This is a genomic window from Pedobacter sp. A2324 (genome assembly GCF_059693705.1).
On sequence record NZ_JCASSK010000001.1, the window covers coordinates 1 to 21,218 of the forward strand.

General features: G+C 40.2%; 18 protein-coding genes and 1 pseudogene. 7 read left to right on the plus strand and 12 right to left on the minus strand.

Going from position 1 to position 21,218, the window contains the following annotated elements:
* The 5 genes and pseudogenes from AC570I_RS00005 to AC570I_RS00025 form a co-directional block, all read right to left on the minus strand.
* Positions 1–365 (minus strand): annotated as a pseudogene (locus AC570I_RS00005) (OmpA family protein); the annotation flags it as partial.
* A gap of 239 nt (positions 366–604) precedes the next feature.
* Positions 605–3,043: an alkaline phosphatase family protein gene (locus AC570I_RS00010; RefSeq protein ID WP_497403145.1), complete on the minus strand. Its 2,439-nt coding sequence runs from the start codon at positions 3,041–3,043 to the stop codon at positions 605–607.
* Positions 3,044–3,374: 331 nt separating this feature from the next.
* Positions 3,375–4,052, minus strand: a complete 678-nt coding sequence (locus AC570I_RS00015) for a hypothetical protein (protein ID WP_497403147.1) — start codon at positions 4,050–4,052, stop codon at positions 3,375–3,377.
* A gap of 138 nt (positions 4,053–4,190) precedes the next feature.
* Positions 4,191–5,111, minus strand: a complete 921-nt coding sequence (locus AC570I_RS00020; protein ID WP_497403149.1) for a helix-turn-helix domain-containing protein — start codon at positions 5,109–5,111, stop codon at positions 4,191–4,193.
* Between the two features lie 30 nt (positions 5,112–5,141).
* Positions 5,142–5,597 (minus strand): DUF2147 domain-containing protein, encoded by a 456-nt coding sequence (locus tag AC570I_RS00025; RefSeq protein WP_497403151.1) that lies wholly within the window; start codon positions 5,595–5,597, stop codon positions 5,142–5,144.
* Positions 5,598–5,997: 400 nt separating this feature from the next.
* Between AC570I_RS00025 and AC570I_RS00030 the strand changes: the two genes are divergently transcribed.
* A complete protein-coding gene (locus AC570I_RS00030) occupies positions 5,998–6,408 on the plus strand; it encodes a LytR/AlgR family response regulator transcription factor (RefSeq protein WP_497403153.1) in 411 nt (136 codons plus the stop codon).
* Between the two features lie 240 nt (positions 6,409–6,648).
* Here the strand turns inward: AC570I_RS00030 and AC570I_RS00035 are convergent, their stop codons facing one another.
* Both AC570I_RS00035 and AC570I_RS00040 read right to left on the minus strand, forming a co-directional pair.
* Entirely contained in the window at positions 6,649–7,134 is a 486-nt protein-coding gene (locus AC570I_RS00035) for a hypothetical protein (protein WP_497403155.1), read from the minus strand.
* 4 nt (positions 7,135–7,138) lie between these two features.
* Positions 7,139–8,290, minus strand: coding sequence for a zinc-dependent alcohol dehydrogenase (locus tag AC570I_RS00040; RefSeq protein WP_497403157.1), 1,152 nt, complete (start codon positions 8,288–8,290; stop codon positions 7,139–7,141).
* Positions 8,291–8,571: 281 nt separating this feature from the next.
* On the opposite strand from AC570I_RS00040, the gene AC570I_RS00045 reads away from it, so the two are divergent.
* From AC570I_RS00045 to AC570I_RS00055, 3 genes are all read left to right on the plus strand, one after another.
* Positions 8,572–9,198, plus strand: coding sequence for an alpha-ketoglutarate-dependent dioxygenase AlkB (locus AC570I_RS00045; RefSeq protein WP_497403160.1), 627 nt, complete (start codon positions 8,572–8,574; stop codon positions 9,196–9,198).
* Positions 9,199–9,405: 207 nt separating this feature from the next.
* Positions 9,406–11,394, plus strand: a complete 1,989-nt coding sequence (locus AC570I_RS00050; RefSeq protein ID WP_497403162.1) for an ATP-binding protein — start codon at positions 9,406–9,408, stop codon at positions 11,392–11,394.
* A 21-nt stretch (positions 11,395–11,415) separates the two neighbouring features.
* Positions 11,416–11,661, plus strand: a complete 246-nt coding sequence (locus AC570I_RS00055; RefSeq protein WP_497403164.1) for a hypothetical protein — start codon at positions 11,416–11,418, stop codon at positions 11,659–11,661.
* A 107-nt stretch (positions 11,662–11,768) separates the two neighbouring features.
* Here the strand turns inward: AC570I_RS00055 and AC570I_RS00060 are convergent, their stop codons facing one another.
* The 4 genes from AC570I_RS00060 to AC570I_RS00075 all read right to left on the minus strand — a co-directional run bounded on the left by AC570I_RS00060 (position 11,769) and on the right by AC570I_RS00075 (position 15,893).
* Positions 11,769–12,524 (minus strand): hypothetical protein, encoded by a 756-nt coding sequence (locus tag AC570I_RS00060; protein WP_497403166.1) that lies wholly within the window; start codon positions 12,522–12,524, stop codon positions 11,769–11,771.
* A 751-nt stretch (positions 12,525–13,275) separates the two neighbouring features.
* Complete coding sequence (locus AC570I_RS00065) at positions 13,276–13,875, minus strand: hypothetical protein (RefSeq protein WP_497403168.1); 600 nt, start codon at positions 13,873–13,875, stop codon at positions 13,276–13,278.
* Between the two features lie 1,055 nt (positions 13,876–14,930).
* Complete coding sequence (locus tag AC570I_RS00070) at positions 14,931–15,158, minus strand: sigma factor (RefSeq protein WP_497403170.1); 228 nt, start codon at positions 15,156–15,158, stop codon at positions 14,931–14,933.
* A gap of 243 nt (positions 15,159–15,401) precedes the next feature.
* Positions 15,402–15,893, minus strand: a complete 492-nt coding sequence (locus AC570I_RS00075) for a hypothetical protein (protein WP_497403172.1) — start codon at positions 15,891–15,893, stop codon at positions 15,402–15,404.
* 260 nt (positions 15,894–16,153) lie between these two features.
* Between AC570I_RS00075 and AC570I_RS00080 the strand changes: the two genes are divergently transcribed.
* Both AC570I_RS00080 and AC570I_RS00085 read left to right on the plus strand, forming a co-directional pair.
* On the plus strand, positions 16,154–16,585 hold the full coding sequence (locus AC570I_RS00080; protein WP_497404634.1) for a glycosyl-4,4'-diaponeurosporenoate acyltransferase CrtO family protein: 432 nt from the start codon (positions 16,154–16,156) through the stop codon (positions 16,583–16,585).
* 226 nt (positions 16,586–16,811) lie between these two features.
* Positions 16,812–17,894 (plus strand): hypothetical protein, encoded by a 1,083-nt coding sequence (locus tag AC570I_RS00085; protein WP_497403175.1) that lies wholly within the window; start codon positions 16,812–16,814, stop codon positions 17,892–17,894.
* Positions 17,895–17,931: 37 nt separating this feature from the next.
* Here AC570I_RS00085 and AC570I_RS00090 read toward each other — a convergent pair whose 3' ends face one another.
* Entirely contained in the window at positions 17,932–18,684 is a 753-nt protein-coding gene (locus tag AC570I_RS00090) for a porin family protein (protein WP_497403177.1), read from the minus strand.
* A 201-nt stretch (positions 18,685–18,885) separates the two neighbouring features.
* On the opposite strand from AC570I_RS00090, the gene AC570I_RS00095 reads away from it, so the two are divergent.
* The gene (locus tag AC570I_RS00095) at positions 18,886–21,093 is read left to right on the plus strand and encodes a TonB-dependent receptor (RefSeq protein WP_497403179.1); all 2,208 of its coding nucleotides are present in this window, start codon (positions 18,886–18,888) and stop codon (positions 21,091–21,093) included.
* Positions 21,094–21,218: the final 125 nt, after the last annotated feature.

Sequence of the window (21,218 nt, forward strand, 5' to 3'; positions counted from 1 at the left end):
TGGATATTGGTTTTAAATTCAGAATTGTTAGTTGAAGTATAGTTGCCATTAGCATCTAAACCCGTAGTTGCTCTTAAACCTTCTACTTTACCAGCTAAGAAATCTGCCTGGATACCTAATGCAGGAAGAATTTGTTTTTTGATATAACCACCGTAGCCGATGTTTTCTTTAGCAGTCTGGAAATCTCTGTCTTTCCCGTTAAAAATCGTGTTAGGACTTAATACACCTCCGTGAACACCAATTGACCAGGTACGGAACTGGGTTGGAGAAAAGCGACCAGTTGTAGTCATGTTAGCGTCTTGCGCAAACAATTGTGACGACAGGCCCAATAAAGCAATCAACATTGTCGATTTTGTAAATTTCATGTTCATGTTGTTCATTTTTAATTTGGCTTAACAACAGGAACCAATAATTAATGTTTCAGGATCGTTACAAAAATCATACAACCTGCAGTTTTGTGGCTTTGGTAAAACTTTGTTAATAATGCAGTAAAATACGGCTTTGGAATAGAAAACGTTATTATTAAATCGGTTGTCAGTTCAGATTTAATCAAGGTCGCTTAACATATCTCCAATATCAGTCAATTGAATTAACTATATCACAATTAATCATCATCGTCCTTTTTTCTCTTTTCCAAAATCACAAAGGCGCTTCGCTTAGGCGCAGGCATTACAGAATTTTCACCCTTCACTGATTTCCAGATCACCTCATTCAAATCCAGATCGGGCGCTGAGTCTTCTTTGGCAAAATTGAAAAGTTCTGATCGTTTGCTGCTCTCATTAACGACTACGTTTCTGTTATTCAGATTAATCAAAGGCGTGATGGCATTATATGGTGTGAAATCCGGTTTGGCCGTAAAACATTCAAACAGCGGAACGGCGGCAGCATCATATTGACTCATCGGGGGTAAGCCCAGAATCAGCTCCATCGTTCTTAAGAATCCCGAAGTAGAATACATGGTGTGAACAACTGATTTTCTTTTTACGTAGGGGCCAATTACATAGGCCGGAGACCGGTGTGCATCCACATGGTCCGGGCCGTTCTGGGCATCATCCTCCAGAATAAATACCACAGATTCTTTCCAAATCGGGCTGTGCGAAAGCCTTTCCAATATTCTCCCAACAGCAAGATCGTTATCTGCCACTGCAGATTGTGGTGAAACTTTTCCTTTTTTCTGTCCGCTGGTATGATCATTCGACACCCGGAGCGTACTGAATTGGGGAACGGAACCTGCAACCAAAAGAGAATCAAAATCATGTATCCAGGCATCAGCCCTTACCTGATCGGTGATGTCCATATCAAATCCCGGTGAAGCGGGACACATATGTCCCTGAAGCGACTTTATATTTGCTTTCGCGTAATCTCCGAATTCACCATAGCTGCGGTAGCTCACTCCAGCTCGCTGACAATAATCCCAGATAAAGCCATCTTTCGGATAAGTTACCGGTCTGCCGCCTTCAAAAGTCGTACTTCCGCCACGTGCGCCGTAGCTTGTAGGCCATGTTTTCTCTACCACATCAGTTGCATAAGCGGCCATACTCCAGTTATGCCCGTCAGCGCTCACTTCCGCATCCACATAGAAATTATCCAGTAACACATAGTTCTCCGCAAAAGCATGCTGGTTCGGCGTAATTTTTTTTCCAAAAAGCGTCAGCGTCCAATCGCCGTTACCTTTTGCCACATCTCCCAGCACCTGATCGTAAGTGCGGTTTTCTTTGATGATGTAAAATACATGCTTAATGGGCGATTTCTCACCCTGCCTACGGGGAATTGGATTTCCTGCTTCGCCATCCGCTATTGTGGCTTTCTTATCAGTGAAGGGAGTATTGGCATAAACCTGCCGGGTGTAAGTTTTTAATTGCTCAGGCTTAGGCACATCAATAAAAGACAAGCTACCCTTAAATAAACCTGCGATATACTGAAGCTTGTTATTGGCCGTGCTTCCCATTTGATAGCCACTGTTATCGGCCTTTGAAACCGGCTGTGGCCCCTTAGGATTTGCCATGGAGGTATTGCCTTTACCATTAGAAACCAAAATCTTTGAGCCTGTAACCTTAACGCTAGTAGGGTACCATCCAACAGGAATAAAGCCCTGACTTTGACTGGTTCCAGGGCGGCTGACATCAAAAACTGCCAGACAGTTATTGTCTGCATTTGCAATGTAAAGGGTTTTTTCGTTAACACTCAGGGCTAAACCGTTTGTGGTCGAGCCTGTTAATTGAGTTGCATACAAAGTGGTGGCGATTGTTTCGATAACTTTATTGGTTAGCGTATTAATCACCGAAACAGAATTATCATTTGCATTAGCCACAAACAAATAATTCCCCTTTCTATTAAGCAAAAGTTCGTTTGGATGATCGCCGACAGGAATGGTTGCTATTATTTTTTCTTCAGCGGTATTTACTACTGCCACCGCCCGACCTCCCCATAACGAAATGTATAATTTAGATTCATTCGATGAAAGGACACAACTGTATGCGATCGCCGGCAATTGAATTTTTCCTGTTATTTGTTTACTTGCAGGATTGATAAAATAAAGGCAACTATCTTCTTTAGTTACGGTAAAAAGTTTTGTGCCTGATTTATTTACTGCAATGCCTGCGGGACTTATTTTGCTTTTCGGCCAGGGTTCCCCAAGTTTTATGGTATCGCTCTCTGCAAGCTTTTGATTACGGATCGTGAATTTAATAATGATGTTATCGTTCCCTCCCGATACATACAGATGATTTTCATCTTTGCTGAATGCAAGGCCGTACCATGATTTAGCCAAAGTCTTTTCGTCAAGTACTTTTTCACTTTTAGCATCTATCAACTGCAGCGATTGGGTACTTTGTCCGTTATTGGTAATCGCTATATATTTTCCTGAAGTACTCACCTGCATATTCAATGGTAAATCGCCAAGGGGAATAGAATGCCCTGCCGGACTTAATTTCCAGCCGTTAGGTAGAAGAACCTGTTTGGTATTCTCAATTTTCCCAAGCCATTGAGCATATGCCCCCTGATAGATAATGGTGATGATAAACAGGGCGATGTATTTTTTCATTGTAAATATTTAAATTATGGATGCAGGTTAAAAGGTATCAAGCGAGAACAAAATTGCAGATCAGCAATAAAACATGTAAACCGTTAGTAATTTTCAAAAGTAAGTTCGGAATGTTAATCCAGTATTAAAGTTGCCCTAAAAACAAGAATTTTACAAAGAATCGTTTCGCTTTCCCCCTTGGTAGCACCAGAAGCGTTTCGCATTATTCTCTCCTGGTTAATTAAAACAGTAAAGTAATACAAGAGAACCGGTCTGCGGATCGCGAATGTAAATTAGTTAGTGATGAAAGGGGGATCTGCCGGATGGCCATCCCCTTTTTTAAGCTCAGGCTTCAATGGAATTTACCCACTTTAGTAAAAGACCGGGCATTTGGCCATGACTTACCATTAAGCGCTAATACCAGGCAAAAAAACGCAAGTATAGCGTACAGGAAGCCTGTCAAAAAAACTATCTTAAGGTCTTTGAGTAGATAAACTGCAAGTAATGGCAACAGTTGCAAAGCGTGCATTCCGATGAAATGGGCGATGCGCAGATCGCCATATTTAAGACTCCAGTTCAGAAAAGGTATTGTTTGGCCGTCATTAACACCTATCCTGGGCGAACCATTTGCACCCATCACGGCGCCTTCAAAAGCAAATATGACAAATAAAAAGATTCCTAAACGAATGGCCCAAACGTAATAATCAGGAAGGGTGGCAAACCTGTAGGTACAAAACAATATACCAATATAACCAGTGTACAAGGTAACAGCTATCGCTGCAATAGCCATTGCTACAGTAAGTGAAGTATATAAACCCGAACTGAAATTATAATGTGACAGCTGACTCCGGGAAGCCTGAAGTGTGATGTAAAACAATTCGAATCCCAGAAAGATAATCACTGACCAATTGTATACGCTGATGTATTTATAAGCATCAAGATATCCGGTATACCACCCCATCGTTAAGCTAAAAATCCCTATTGATAGCGCAAATTTGGCCGGTTTGTACCATGCATTTACACCATTCATCTGTATATAAACAATTTTTGATAGGATCAGGATTAAAACTGCAAGGAAAAGACATAGCATCCCAAAATAAAATAAGCACTCATTTCTCGATTTCAATAAGGCTAGAAAATCCAACATATAGCGATTGATAATTTAAAATTAATTAAAAGACGCCCTGAATTCAACCGGAGTAAGTTCGGTTTTACTCTTAAATAATTTGCTAAACGACTGTGGATATTCGAATCCCAGCTCAAAAGCAATTTCCCCAACGGTGAGTGTAGTAGTGGAAAGTTTTTCTTTTGCTTTTGTAATGATTTTTTCATGAATGTGCTGCTGGGTGTTCTGACCAGTAAGGGTTTTCAAAATACCACTCAAATAGTTGGGAGAACAATTGAGCTGTTGCGCAATATGCTGTACGGTAGGCAATCCATTATTAATAATGTCTTCATTGTTAAAATAGTCGTCAAGAATTTTTTCCAGTTTATCCAGTATTTGATTTCCAGATATTTTACGGGTAAGAAACTGACGCATATAAAACCGATTTGAATAATTAAGGAATGATTCAATCTGAGAGATCATAATCGATTCACTGAATTGATCAATATGTGAACGATATTCCTGCTCGATATTTTTGATAAGGCTTTTCAAAACAATTTCTTCTTTTTCAGAAACAAAAAGCGCTTCATTTATTGCATAATTAAAAAACTCATATTTTTTAATGGCTTTGGCTAACGGATTGCCCCACAGGAAATCAGGATGAATCAGCAGCATACTTCCCGCACTCCTAAAAGCATCATCAGCTTTAAATGAAAATATCTGGTTAGGAGCTATAAAAAATAGTATACCGTCATCGAAATCATACTTTTGTTGTCCATAACCATAATGCACATCTCCTTCTTCCACCTTTTTCAGTGAGATAATATAAAAATCAAAAACCACCCTGATTGTTTCCTCACTTCGATATGGTGTTATTTCAGCAAGGTTTATCACGCTAATCATCGGATGCTCAGGATTGGCTATACCCAGTATTTTATGGTAATCCTTAATTGTTGTTATTCGGTAAGGCTGCTGCTGATTCATTCCGGCAATTTAAAAGATTTAAATATAAGATTATTCCACATCAACTTTTTCCAAAGTCAGTCCGCGATTTAAGCCAAAGAAAGAGATTCCCCAAAAGCCTTTAATATTGAGGCTACCGTTTTTAGTAATGGTTAAATAAGAGTCATAGGTATTACCTTTCTGCCCATCATAATCATAAAGCTTTCCCTTCCAGCTATTTTTTTGGTTATCAAATGTAATTTCTGTCAATAAAAGAATGCCTACCAGCGGCATTTTTCGTTTTTCTTTGTCAGGATTGTTGACATCTAAAATGGGTTTTCCATCAATATCGACAGCATTTTTTAAATAGATCAGTTTCCCATAGTATTTTTCACCTGTCTTAAATATTTGCACATTGCCCTCTTTTACCTGACTGTACCATACACCAACAATATTATCGGCTTTCGATTGTGAAAACAACAGGGTATAAAAATTAAGAAAAAGGATTGTTAAAAGCAGATGTTTCATTGTCTCGTTTCATTTTAAGGCGACTTACCATTTTATTACAAGGCAAAGTTCAGTCAAATGAATTCGTCACACGTGTTCAAATACACTTTTCTTGTGTTCGAAAACACTTCAAAGTCATTCGTTAAAAAATCAATAACCATCAGAATGTAGATTACGCCTCATACTCACTTAAAAGCTATAGTCGCAAATCTGCCGCGGCAAATTTCATAAAAACCGTAAGGTAAAATTCTACGTTTATAACACTGTAGGGTAGGAATACATTGGGAAAACAACGTTAGATTGATTTCCTTTAGATTTAACAATTTGTTGTACTACACCATTTCAACAAACATCTGCTTCGTATCCGTTTCGAGCGCATTCGAGTACCCATGTTGATCCACAACGTTTAAATCTTTTATGAATGAAAAAATCAGTAAAAAAATATAGCTGTATCATCATTGATGATGATTCAAATGGAATTGAGGTAATAAAAGAGCATATCTCACTGGTTCCAAAGTTGCAATTGATAAAATCTTACCTAAATCCTGTGGAGGCGCTGAAAAAGAAGGAAAATTTCAAAAATATTGACTTTCTCTTTCTTGATATTAATATGCAAATTTCTGGTTTGGATGTTGCAAGACTCATTCGTGAGCATGTCCGGTTCATTATTTTTGTAACCGGTCATCCCGAACATGCGCTGCAGGCCTTTCAGGTAGAGGCAGACCATTTTCTTTCAAAACCTATCAGGTTTACCAAGTTTTTACTGGCTATCAATCAGTTGCTCCATAAGCGATTGAGTAGCCGTCTAAGAAATTTGAGTCCTTACTCATAAACACCAGGCCGATAGTTAACCTAAAAACCATTAGGTTAAAGATTTGTCTTCAAAAAAAATCTATTGTTGATGCATCATAGCGCTTAACAAGATATTCACTTCCACCACAGCGCTTATGAATTGGAAAGCTTCATATGGTTTGTTACCACGTTAAATTTAAGATCGATATATAGGTAAATTAAAATGCCGCATGTGCGGCATTTTTAATTCAAGGGTATTAAATTTCGATTTGACAGGAAACTATTTTTTCTTGTTTCTGATCCATGCAACCATCAGCACGCTTACCGCCGCTGTAACGAACATTTTGGTTGCAAATCCTTTAGCATTGTACCGAAGCTCCGATTTTATACCTCGCTCGGCAAGTACATTTGGAATAATGCCCTTTGCTAAATCTTCAATAATACCCTCCCAGGCATTAACCCTATCGGCCATGATAAGGGGGATCCAGTGCCGGTATCTGTCCTCGCTATGTTTAAACGCATAGCGCCTGATCATTCCGCTTAATCCGGATGGCGGTACGGTATTTCCAAACACCACACTATATTGCGGCCGTTCATTGGATTTTAAAAGTTCAACATCGACCTTCTGCTGTTCGGAACGTTCGTAATCACTTCTTTTATGATCATCTCCGGTATAATTCTTCATGGGATAGGTAGGCTCATTATCTAAGTCTATATCCATTCCCCATCCTGGAATGTTTTTATAATCTTCGTTTTCAATATTCATGATTTTAATGTTTAGCTGAAGGGATTAACACGGTTTTGATACATTCGTCAAGTTTTTTTGAGAAGATGTTGTAGGCATCGGAAATCTCCTCCAATGGAACACGATGGGTGATAAGGCCTTTCGGATTTAGCCTGCCAGATTGAACATGTTCGATAAGTTTCGGAAGCAACCTTTTTACGGAGGCCTGATTTGCCCGAAGGGTAATCCCTTTATTAAGTACGTTACCGATAGGTACATAATTAAAAGGTGGGCCGTAAACGCCAACTACAGATACAATTCCACCCTTTTTTACCGAATTGATAGCCCATTGTAATGCAGTTGCAGCACCTGCCTGCATCAATGTTACCTTACCGGTAAAGGTTTGTAAAGTGTTGCCTTCCGCTTCACATCCTACACAATCAATACACACATCAGCACCATACCAGTCTGTGGTCTTTTTCAGGAAAACGACTGGGTCGGCCATTGATTTAAAATTGTATGCTTCGCACTTTGAATAGTTTTTTGCAAACTCCAGGCGGTACTCGATGTGGTCAATGATGATTACACGGGCGGCACCAAAAAACCAGGCACACCTGGCAGCCATAATCCCAATTGGCCCGGCGCCAAAAACCACAACAGTATCACCTTCTTTAATACCGCCCATTTCTGCTGCCTGGTAACCGGTAGGTACCACATCGGTAAGCAGAACAGCGTCGTCGGGATCCATATCAGCAGGAATAACTGTAGGGCCGAAATTCGCATATGGAACCCTTACATATTCGGCCTGACCACCGTTATAACCGCCGGCTGTATGCGAATAGCCAAATATTCCACCGACAGCGGTAGCCATGGAATTAGATTCATGGCAATTGCCATACAGCCCCTGTTTGCAAAAGTTGCACTTTCCGCAGGCGATGTTGAAGGGCACCAATACCTGGTCTCCAATCTTTACATTGGTTACCAATGGGCCTACTTCTTCAATAATACCTATAAACTCATGCCCAAATGTTGAGCCTACGCGGGTATCAGGAACCATTCCATGATAGAGGTGCAGATCGGAGCCGCAGATACATGTTCGTGTTACACGTACTATCGCATCCTCGGGATGGAGAATTTCTGGCATGGGGCGCTGTTCGGCGCGGACGCGGAATGGCCCCCTGTAATTCATTGCTAGCATGATGATGTGGTTTAAGTAATATTAATATGTTTTCCTCAACGCATTCAGAAAGGTCATTTTTAGCGTCCAGATATCATAATTTACAACCATAATTAAATGAATAAGGTTTTATAAATTTCATCTGTACCACCCTAAATGTTAATTTAGTTCGCTAGCAATCCGCTACCAGGCTTACTTGATGGCACAAGTTGTAAATTTGCAATAGATCCAAAATATCCCAACAATTTTGGCCAGTTGCGTGTTCTGACATCGCCATATCACATAAAAACACGGTTTAAACTATGGAGACATCAATTCCCGGATTATATTTATTTCCTGATTTTATCGATGAGGAACTGGAAAAACAATTACTTTCTGAAATTGACAACCAAATCTGGGCAGTCGACTATTCCAGGCGACTGCAGTATTATGGATACCGCAACGAGCTGGAATCCCCCTATGATTTAATCCCATTTCCCGTTCCAATACCGCCAAAAATTTATCAGCTATCAGAAAAACTTGTGAGTACAGGGACCTTGCAGTATCAACCGGATCAGGTAATTATAAACGAATATGTCCCTGGAGAGGGCATTAAACCGCATAAAGACCGGGCCTATTATGAAAACCAGATTTGTGGCGTTAATTTAGGAAGTGGCTGCGTGATGCGTTTCATTAAAGGTGCCAATCTGGAAGTAATTGATGTGGAGATTCCAAGGCGTTCAATGTATATTATGCAAGATGATTCGCGCAAAAGATGGAGCCATGGTATACCACCTAGAAAGAAAGACAAACTAAACGGAGAATTTCAACATAGACAAAGAAGGGTGTCTATCACTTACAGAAAAGTTAAGCCTTCAAGGGTTAAGCCGATAAATCAGGAAGGGAAGGTAGCAGAAATTTTAAAAGAAAAGTTTAAGATTTTTGTTTAAACATGGTGGTGAGCAGCTGCTTCCAAACGATTAAGCAGAATTTTGGATTTGTGAGTTTACTTTACCTTGAAAAAATTGCTTCAAACATCCCGTTCTGAAATGTCTGTTAGCCTTAGAGAGCATACCACAAGTACAATCGATCATCTCGTTGTCTGGTTTCTAAATATTTTTATAAGTGTGTATCTTTGATGAATTCTAAAATAAAATATGTCAGTCTATTCTCAAACGCAGAATGAACAAGATCGTCTTCTTGCGCTCCATTCGTACCAAATTTTGGATACACTCCCGGAAGAGGAATATAACGACCTGACTGAGCTGGCGGCGGGTATCTGCGGTACACCCATTGCCTTGATTAGCCTGGTGGACAAGGAAAGGCAATGGTTCAAATCTAACTATGGTCTGGGAGTTGCAGAAACAGACAGGGCTTACTCTTTTTGCGCTCATGCAATTCTCGACCCTAAAGAATTGATGGAGATAGAGGATGCGACCCAGGATGAGCGGTTTAGCGATAATCCATTGGTAACAGGTCATCCTGATATTGCATTTTATGCAGGCGTTCCTCTTGTCAATCAGGAAGGGTTTGCTTTAGGCTCACTTTGCGTAATCGATTCGGTTGCGAAAAAGCTTACGGATCAACAAAAGAAAGCCTTGAGGATTATCGCCCGCCAGGTGATGGATAAAATGGAACTCAGACGGAACGTCAGGTTGTTGAAAGCGGCTGACGAAGAAAACAAACAATTACTTAGTGCCAGTTTGTTAAGTGATGCACGTGGCCGCAGTTTAATCAACCAGGCACCTGTTGCTATTGTCTTATTTCGTGGTATTGATCTAAACATCGAGGCTGCCAACCCTCAAATGCTTGAATTATTGGGCAAAACCAAAGACATTGTTGGCAAACCTTTACTTGATGCGATACCAGAACTGGCCGGGCAAGAAGCTTACCAACTGCTTTGTAAGGTATTCACAACCGGCGAAACCATTCGTGGTTATGGTAATCAAGTTACTTTGATACGCAATGGGCAACAGGAAACCGGGTATTATGATTTCACCTATAGCCCTCTGATTGAGGATGGTCAAATCACCGGCGTGATCGATATGGCTGTTGATGTAACCGATCAGGTTAAGGCCCGCAAAGATTTGGAACGTTTGAACAAGCAATTCAATTTAGCAGTTTCAGCAGCTCGCCTGGGGATCTGGCACATTAACCCGCTATCAAAAAACCTGCAATACAACGATATGCTGGCCAGGATTTTCGGGTATGAAAGCAGTTCGCCAATGACTTATGAACAGGCTATCGGTCAAGTAACTGAGGAGTTCCGACCAATCATTCTGGCCGATATCGAAAGGTCGATCAGAGAAGGGTTAGATTATGATATCACTTATCAGCAGAAGCGCTTTAACGATAACGAGATCATTTGGCTACGCTCGCTTGGCCGGGTTACTCAAGATGAAAAAGGAGAATTAGACAACTTCTCGGGCATTGTTATGGATATTACCGAAGCAAAAAAGGATGATCAGCGCAAAAATGATTTTATTGCCATGGTTAGCCATGAGCTGAAAACACCGCTCACCTCTTTGAGTGGCTTTCTTCAAGTGCTCGAAGCGAAGGCAAAAAAGGGCGAGGATAGGCTTTCACAAACCATACTCGAGAAAGGAAGGAAGCAGGTGAGCAAAATGACAACAATGATCAATGGTTTTCTGAACGTCTCCCGCCTGGAAGCCGGCAAAATCCATATAGATAAACACCGCTTCGATATGAAAGACCTGGTAAAGGAAATTGAAGAGGAAACGATTCCAGCCAATACTACCCATCATATTATTTTCGATCCCGTATCAACAACCTGGGTAGAAGGCGATCGCGATAAGATTGGTCAGGTCATTACTAACCTGATCAGCAACGCACTAAAATACTCCGCACCAGATACTACTATCCGGATTGCCTGTGTGGCAGAGGAAGGTTGTGCCAGGGTCAGCGTACATGATGAGGGTATGGGTATCGCTGAAAAAGACTTGGAAAAATTGTTCGACCGTTATTATCGGGTGGAGGGAAATAACACTGCAGGCATATCTGGATTTGGGATCGGTCTCTACCTGTGTTCAGAAATTATCCAGAGACACCATGGTAGGATATGGGTAAAAAGTATTCCCCAAAAAGGATCGACCTTTTTCTTTAGTATACCTGTATTTAAACCCTAATCCCAGCAGTTTAAAATTGGAATGGATTTGGCAACGATTGAATTGACGAACGTGGTTAGGGCAGTGGTTGATGAATATATGACAACAAGTTGTGGTCATCATATTACTCAAAAGTTTAGTGATAAACTATTTATCAATGCAGATAGAGATAAACTAGGTCAGGTGATTAATAACCTGATTAGTAATGCTATAAAATATTCACCTAATAATACTGAAATATTTATTGATTGCTTCGCAGATGAACACAACGCTGTTTTAGGATTATAGATTCAGGAATGGGGATTAGCCAAGCCGATCTTCCCAGATTATTTGATAGATTTTATAGAGTTGAAAATCTGAAAACAGCTACCGTGGATGGTTAGATAGCGCAATAGTTATATGGTTTGTTTAATAAAGATGCTGTTAACTTCCGCTACAAAGCGTTCCACTTTTTTTGTGCTAAAGAAACTTGATAAAACCAATACATCTTCTTTCTGCTTGCCTGGTATTAAAAAATATAACTGTACATCGGTTCCCGAATAAATCATATTAGTTGATTTTCTAACCGTTTGAATTCCATTAAAATCATCAAATGAATAAGTTCTGTTCCCCAATCCGATAGGGTTTTTTCGCGTGAGCATTCTGGAACCCTTGTCAAAAGTGATTTCGGTAAAACCTGACAGGATAATGGCCGGTCCTCCAACCAGGGTAAAAAGCAGAAAGCAAACTCTACCGATATTAAAGCCGCCGCCCAGCCATGCATAGGGGGTAATTTCATGAACACCTATAGCCAAAAGACAAACGCCAAGTAGCAGACTGCCGATTCTGTTTCTTTTAAGAATGTATGCGCCACCATTTGGAATAAAAAACTTATACTCATCAATATGGTGTGGGGCGAAATCTCCCGGGCTATCATGCGCTTCCAGATGACGGTGTATAGGTGTGATAACCTCATCGACAAAGGCGATTGCATTGGGATCATCATTTTTTCCATAACTGGATGATACCAATATCCCTTTTCCGTATCGATCATTTTTTTTAAATAGCCTGTAGGTATAGGAACCAGCCATGTTGGAAACAGGTGAAATGCCGTATATTTTAGAAAAGGGAAGAGAGGATATGGTTAGCAAGCCCATTATTTTTTTTCGCATGATGCCAGCACTAGTGTCAAACTCTACAGATGTGCCCGCCCACAGGATGAACAAGGAAACGACCGCCGTCAGGATAATAAGTATTGGCAGAGAAGAAGTAAAAGAATTTCGGAGGTAATAAAGATAGACCAAGTATCCGCTCAGGAAAAAAATGGACAGTACGGCAGCAAGAATATAGGATAGACCGTATGGGTAAACTGTTATACGGCCCGGCTCAATCCGCCATCGGGTTTTTGATAAAGATTTCAATGACAAGGGCTTTAGATTTTATTAACATCTAAACACTTTATGAGCAATTTGGTTTTGCCGAACTTTATGGAAATCATTAGCTCAAAGCAAGAAGCAACCGGGGGAAAAAACGTTCGTTTTTTGAGACAATTGTTAAGTTCGACCTATATTTCCTGGTCAGCCTTAGAGGCTAAATAACTTACAAGTGAAATCAATACTACTGTAATTGACTTAAGTTAGCCCTGAGAAAATGTTTGCAACTTTTTAAATTAGAAACAAATTCGTAATTGGTGTTTAGTAGACACTAATTACGAATTTGTATGTAAATTCTTATCATCCCGAAGACCTGTTCAATATATACCTGGCCGGAGGTGGATCTAAAACCTGTAGCTCGCCATTGAGAGAATTTAGCCTTTATCGTTGCTTCAGGCTTAAAGTACGGACAAAAAGCCCGCTGGTAAAACAGATTGTCAAAGCGCCTGGCGTTGAGCCTTGGTTTTGAGTTCTATTTGATAGATTACCTTTATACCTTCGGGCAACTGATATTAGGTTTTAATTCCTCAACCAAATCCTTGATGTTTAGCTGCTCTTTAATAAAACCTTCCATTGTTTCCAATATCATTACTACATCGGCATTTTTCAAATCGAGGTGTTTGTAGCTCCCTTCAAAAGAATATTGCAGGCGTGTGCGCATTTGTTTAGGTATATCGTAGCTTTCTAAAGTCAGGGCGCAGGCATAATAGTAAAGGCTCAGTAAAATGGAATCGTAGAACGTGATGTAATAGAACAGTAGTTGAGCGTAACTTTTGGTGATGAGGTGATCCTGTATGGTGGGACTATAGCGGGCTGATGCTTCTTCGATCTCGGTACTGTCCAGGCATTCAAATGTGGTAATTCCATGTATCAGCTCAATATCATCTGCTAATGCCATACAAATAATCATGGATTGATACGATCTTACCACAAAGGGATCTTCGACGGTTGCAAAGAAATCGGCATCCTGAACCAAAATCTCTTCATCCAACTCTTTTAAATTATAGCCATAGTGCTTCAGGCTTTTTTTGAAGGTGAGGAATAAGCAGAAATCATAAAATTGTGTTTGGATTTCACGGGCGGTGTACATGAGTGCCGACAGGCAGGTTTTGTAGTTGAATGGAGCGTTTTATTCATATCAATTTTGTTAAGAAATGTAGAGATATTGTATTTTTTTTACCCCTGGTAAGAATTTACAAAGAGTTTAAGCGCTGAACCTGTTGAGTTCGTAATGGGAAGAGTTTATCAATGTATGATCAGATTTCCAACTAAGTGTATTTATAAACGCATCTGGAGGGGCAGGCTTGTAGATTGCATAACCGATGGTAACACGATGCTTTGAACCAGTTGAAGGTTAATTCACTCATGATAAAAAGATTTAACAGTTTTAGCCGCTGTGTAAATCATGAGATGATCTGTAACAATGGGGGTAATGCTAATTTAGTAAATTGATTGTTAAAAATCCAAAAATGCAGGGTAAAAAAAGGCATATCTTAATGTGACTAATGCACTGGCATTTAAAACAGAGTTCCTCGTCTTAATATTCTTTTCCAGCATAAAAACAACCGTTGGCTTTGACCTAAAATTTATCAATTACACATTATCAAAAACTGAATGCGTCATTTAATTAATGGAGTGAGTTTATGAGAAGTTAGGAAGAAAGCGAAAATAAGTAGGATAGAAAATAAGCGCCTTTGGAACCACTAGTGTTTCTAAGCTCTCCATCACCGAAACCTAACAAAGAATTAGGGAATTATGAGACAGGGTTAGTAGGTATGGGATGATGCGTTACTAAGAGCCAAGCTTCGAAAAATTTAAGATTACCTTTTTGCCATTTTTGCAAAAGAGGGGGGCATTAGGTTATCTAAATTAAAGTTTACAAAAAGAGCGAACAATCATTAAACTGTTCGCTAGATATTTATTTTAGGATGCTAGTTAGAAGCATAATATTCTTTAAAAAACACTTTAGCAGTCACTGGTTTTCTACCTAAAATTTTTTCTAAATCTGTATTCACAGCTGAAAATTCTCCTTGCTTAATGGTCTCGGCAAAACCTGCAAACATTACAACATATTCAGCGGGAACTCCTGCTTTTGTTAATGTTTCTATGTAAACATCTTTTGGAGGATTTACATAATTAATATCTTTATGAACGATTTCTATAATCGTTTATGAATGTATTTTTCATGATCACAAACGGCCAGCCTTTAAGGTTTGTTCCTTGCTGATAATTATGAAAGAACCGAATGGCTTTAATCATTGTATCTTGAAAAAGATCGTTTGCATCTTCTTCGTCATTTGTAAACTTTAACGCATAATTCCTCAGTGCATGCGCATGAGTATAAATCTGTACATTGAAATCATTTGAATTCATAAGTTTTTCATTTTAGGTAAAGTTTTGATAACAAGAACAATACCAAATACCTGAGCATCTTTGGGCGTTCTGTTCAATAATTTTAAAAAAAATATTTACAAGACTACTGAATTATGCTGTCTATTTAACATCTGACGGAGAGCCCACTTGCGATGTAAAGGTTTCTTCCGCACAGGGTGGTCAACTGATTTGATATTAAACAGCTAGTTATTGATGTTCTTAACTAAATGCCTTTCTGAATTGCTATTTAACGTTTGGCAAGCTATGAAAAATCAAACTTTTTCGTTTATTTATCACAATTCCGATCAGGCAGCCAGCCAGAACCAACATCCCCACATCATTATCAATAGGTACATTGGTACAAGTCCCAACACCACTCTCATTGTAAGCTGTTCCAGCATTTATAGTGAATGTTGTATTTGTTCCTGATGTATAATTGCTTGCAGTTGTGCCAGTACCGGTTTTCACATAACATGCATTAGATGCTCCGGTGTTTAGGGTAAGGCAACTCAATCGCGTCTGGTCAACTCCAGTACCGCCATCCGTCCATGTGGTGTATCTCACTCCCCCTGTTCCTTGATAAGTTGGTCTGCTATTATATGATGTAGTTACGATCTGATAAATCCTGTATTGGGTACCCACTGTAATGGCGCACCCTGCTGGCGTGCTAGTTAGGGGCTGGGCAGACAAAACATGGCTGCTTAGGAGAAGTATAAATACGGATATATATTTCATCTCTATCGTAAAAAATTCATTAACACAAAGCCTTGCCTCCTTCAATGAACTTATTCAACATAATTATGAACTGTTAAATGTAGAAATAGCTCGTCGTCAGGCCAAGGACATAGATTATTAGTTTAATAACGTATATTTGTATAGCCTAGTGTTCTATAGCCCGTTTCACCAAACTATAGTCTAAATTTAAGGTAAAAAAGCATGGTTAAATATATTACATACAGTTTCTCTATTGCCTTATTTCCTGGATAATCGGTCTGATCCTCACCGCATTACTTTTTAAAACCAAATTTTATCATGAAAGGCTTGCAGGCCTGAACTTCGTTAAGAGTGAGCGGATAAATAAAATCCTGAGTCTACAACCATTCAAATGGATAATTTTCCATAGTTTTTTTAAGTATTTCAATCCTAAGCTATCCATAAAAAAGAGAATCATGTTGAGTGAGGTGGGTGAATATAGATCCGAGATGACGAGAGCTGAGGTGGGTCATATCATCGCCTTTCTGTTTATGCTGGTTTTTATACTCATAAAAATCATCCATGGCCTGTACCTTTTTGCTGTTGTGATGCTAATGATCAATATCATAATGAACTTATATCCAAGTTTACTCCAGCAGCAGAACAAAAGACGGATTGACAGATATTACCAGATTTTGAATGAAAGATTAATGATCAGCAGGCGAGGGCTGTGATGGTTCAAGAGGTACCCTATACATCGGGCAGCAACCATAGCGACATATTTTAACGATTATTTAATCTTTAAGGCCTTGACTTCATAAGTTTTGATTACTATATTTAGCTTTCAACTCCTAAACCTATTTGCTGTATATTTATGAAGCCGTGTAACCTAACGCCAGCAGAGGCGTGCAAAATGAATATGGCTTTTGAATCCGATATTCATCGTTTCTTAGTGCCTGGATGATTAAGCAATCTACGCCTGGGTTAATTCAGTTTGACCAGCGTAATGAGACTTATCTGGAAAATGACGCCTTGCGTGATTTTTTTATTAGTTCGGAAAATCCCATGGGAGAACTATTAAGTGACGACAGTATCTTCTTTCACCTCAATCGCCCGGAACATATGGTACATTTCGATAGCATCAGTGGCGATCCTTTATTTTCGCGCTCAGAACAGCGCATTTATAATCTTGCCCGGCGAATGGAACAGGTAGCGGGACATATCCCTTTCCGGTCGGTGCAGCCAAACAAACAAACCGAAGCAGGTGATATTGCCGACATTAAAACGTATCCGGAAGGTTCTGAGGAATTACGCTATAACAGTGGTAATCACTTTACCAGCCGACCGGCAAATGCAAATGTGTTTACTCAAAACAGCCAGTACTCCACCTTGAAATCGGAAGGAAACCTTCACGTATTGTTTAAAGATGGATATCTGGCCGACCGGCTCCAGGAAATCAGGTCGTTCCAGGCTCTTCAGGACGATGTAAATCCAGGTCAGTTGTTGTTTTTTGTGATTTGTTCCCGTCATTCCATTACTGAAGGGCACTTTGGAACATCACTGGTGATAGTCGATCCCCAAACACCTGAATTTCCCAGGCGTATTTTGATATGTGATACCTTATTAAAACAACTTCCCCAGCATCCCCGTTGGTGGCATCACTTCGTAAATACTTATTCCAGTGTTTTTGGCAATGCAGCCATCGAACTGATTGAAGATGTTTCTCACCCCCTTCAAAAAGTGAACATAAAAGGTGATGATCCGTTCAGGCATGATTGGGATTGTCCTTATTATGCTGCTTCCTTAGCCGATGCATTTTCAGCACTTGTCAAAACAAACCCTGATTTGCTTCTTAACGGTTCAACGTTAGCGGTACATGAAGGCATGCGGCAGTTTATGCTGGAATACTATTATCTTTCAGGGGAAATCAAGCCGCGGTCTGAAATACAGCTGTCCAACCGGATAAAGAGATGGAATAGCGGACAACAGTTAATTGGCGAAATGAAAAATTGCCAGTATTACCGTATGGCGGGTAGTTTGTAAATATGAGCTGTTTGATTATCGTAAGTGCTATCATCAATTAGAATTTAAATCCTAAAGACAAAGCAATTGATAAATTTCTAATCTTCTGTTCCGGTGTGAAATCGCCATATCGCGGCTGCAAATTTGCCAACCCGAACTTTCCCTCCAGTTGAAAAGAGATCTGTTGATTGATTTCATAGCCTAATAGTCCAGACAAGCCAAAATCAAGGGGACGGCCATAGGTATAGGATTCAATCGCACCTCCATCAAAACCATCATTTCGAAAAATCACATCACCTTTGTTCCCAATGTTAATATCTCCAACGCCTACTCCCTCATCTGACTTCCAGCTACCTCCGGTACCATAAGCAAAATAGGGCCCGGCACCCGACAATAGTTTTCCATTTCCCAGTTGGGGTTTAAACAGGAAAAGTACCGGAAGTTCCAGATAATCGGCTTTTAATCGCAGGTTAGTTTTGTAACCGAAGTATCCCGCAGTAGGGGATTTGAATCCCTTTCTGATATAAGAAAATGAGGACTGCAGAAAGATTTTATTGGTCAGAAGCACTTCAAAAGTTAACCCAACCTGAAAACCTGGGCTGAAGTGATATTCCTGCATATCTGAACCACTTTTACTAATATTAATTTTAGAGAAGTTAGCACCTGCTTTTATACCAAATTCAGTCTGAGCTTTTGTGGATGTGCAGATAATTAAGGTATGGAAGAAAATGATACATCCAAATAAATATTTACCAGATCTGAGTGATGCTGTTAATTGTGTAAACAGGGATTTTAACTGGTTCTTTTTCATTGAGCGATTATTGGTATTGTAACTGGTTAAACGGAGAAATATGACAAATCGCTACAGCTGGGATCATATTAAATCTGCCACTGAATACTAAAGACAGTCTAATAGGTGTCAACTTGCTTGTCTTTTCTCTTGATGCAGGACATGAAGTTAACGAAGTTGGATAAATATAATAGTTTGAAAAATTAGTAGCTTCGCCCCCCGATGAAGATTTTCTACGCCATCCTGCTGAGCTTATGCTCTACAAGCCTCTTTGCGCAAGTTTTAAAAGGAAAGATAACCACAACAGGCGATCTCCCTTTAGCAGATGTTTATCTGCAGAACCAGCGGAGCAAAAAACATGCACATACAAATGAATCAGGTTTTTTTCTGATGAAAGACGTGAAAACAGGTGATACCATCAGGATAACCCTGCTTGGTTATTCGCCAGTAACAACAGTCGCAAGCGGAACAGGAATGAACATCAGTTTATCTCCTTCAAATGTTCAGCTCAATGAGGTGGTAGTATCCGAAGGGATTAATCATCTATCTTCTGTAGCGGCTGTAGATATTGCCACAACCCCGGTAAATTCTTCTCAGGAACTTTTAAGAAAAGTACCCGGCCTGTTTATCGGTCAGCATGCCGGTGGGGGAAAGGCAGAACAACTCTTCCTTCGTGGTTTCGACCTGGATCATGGAACTGACATCAACATTTCTGTGGACGGGATGCCGGTAAATATGGTAAGTCATGCGCATGGACAGGGGTATGCAGATATGCATTTCCTGATTCCTGAACTAGTGGAAAAGATTGATTTTGATAAAGGCCCTTATCATGCAGATAAAGGTAACCTGGCTACGGCAGGCTACGTCGCTTTTCAGACAAAGGACAGATTGGATAACAACTCCCTAACCCTTGAGGGCGGGAAGTTCAATACCTTTAAAGGACTTGGATTGATCAACCTGGTGAACGATGCCAAACAGGCTGCCTACGTAGCCGGAAGTTACATTAAGACTGATGGTCCTTTTGAGGCGAGCCAGGATTTTAAAAGGCTCAACATGATGGGGAAATATACCCGGTCGTTCAATAACCTCGAGAGGCTTTCTCTTTCAGCGATGCACTTTAATAGTTCATGGCTGGCCTTCGGTCAGATTCCCCAACGTGCAGTAGATGAAGGATTCATTTCCCGCTTCGGGGCTATTGACGCGAATGAGGGCGGAAAGACCAGCCGTACCAATCTCAACCTTCAATATGATAAGTTCATCAACGGAAGTACTTCGCTCAAATCCAGTGCCTTTTATAGCCGTTATGATTTTGAGCTTTACAGCAATTTTACATTTTTTCTTAATGATCCGGTGAATGGAGACCAGATTAAACAGAAAGAGGGCAGGAACATATTTGGTCTGCAATCGGTTTTAAACAAAAAATACAGTACATCAGGGGCGGACTATGGCATCCAGTTCGGTGCCGGATTAAGGGCAGACCAGGTTAAAGATATTGAGCTTTCCCATACGCTAAACCGGAGCACTACCCTTGAACAGATTCAGTTTGGTGAAGTTTCTGAAATCAATGCTTATGCCTTTTTAAATACAGAGATTGATATGGGTAAACTGCTGATCAATCCTGCCGTCCGACTGGATTATTTCAACTTTAAGTATACCGATCATTTGAACAGTAATTTTGCTGCCCATACAGGAAAGGCTACGCTTAGCCCTAAACTGAATTTTCTATATAATCAAAGTAAAGACCTTCAGTTCTTTTTGAAAATGGGGAAGGGATTTCATAGCAATGATTCACGCGTGGTGATTGCACAGACCACTCAACAGATCCTACCGGCTGCTTATGGAGCAGATCTTGGGGCAAGCTGGAAACCGGCACCACGTTTGATATTAAACGCAGCCCTTTGGTATCTCTATCTACAACAGGAATTTGTATATGTTGGTGATGAAGGGGTAATCGAACCCAGTGGAAGGACATCAAGAAAAGGGATTGATTTTGGATTGCGCTACCAATTAAACAATTGGTTTTTTGTAAACGGCGATATGACCTACAACCACGGCAGGGCACTGGATGAGCCGGAAGGGGCAAATTACATTCCCCTCGCGCCACCTTTTACTTTTACCGGGGGACTGAGCATGAAAGACCTTAATAACTTCTCCGGAAGCATTAAGGCACGCTATCTGGCCTCACGCCCGGCTAACGAGGATAACTCGATTATTGCAAAGGGTTATTTTATTACCGATGCCAATGTGAACTATACCTGGAACCGTTTTACCTTTGGCATTATTACCGAAAATATTTTCAACAGGGCATGGAACGAGACGCAGTTTGCAACCGAATCCAGGCTGCAGAATGAGCCCTTGCCAGTTGAGGAGATTCATTTTACGCCAGGCACTCCTTTCAATATCAGGGCTACTGTATCGCTTAGATTCTGATAGATTATTCTGAATGGATATAAGTTTGTCTCAGTCACACACGCCAGTGAAACTAAAAGAGGAATGTTGTAGCTTACGCTTTTTGACATGACAACCATTCACCGATTTCCACCGAAAGGCATAGT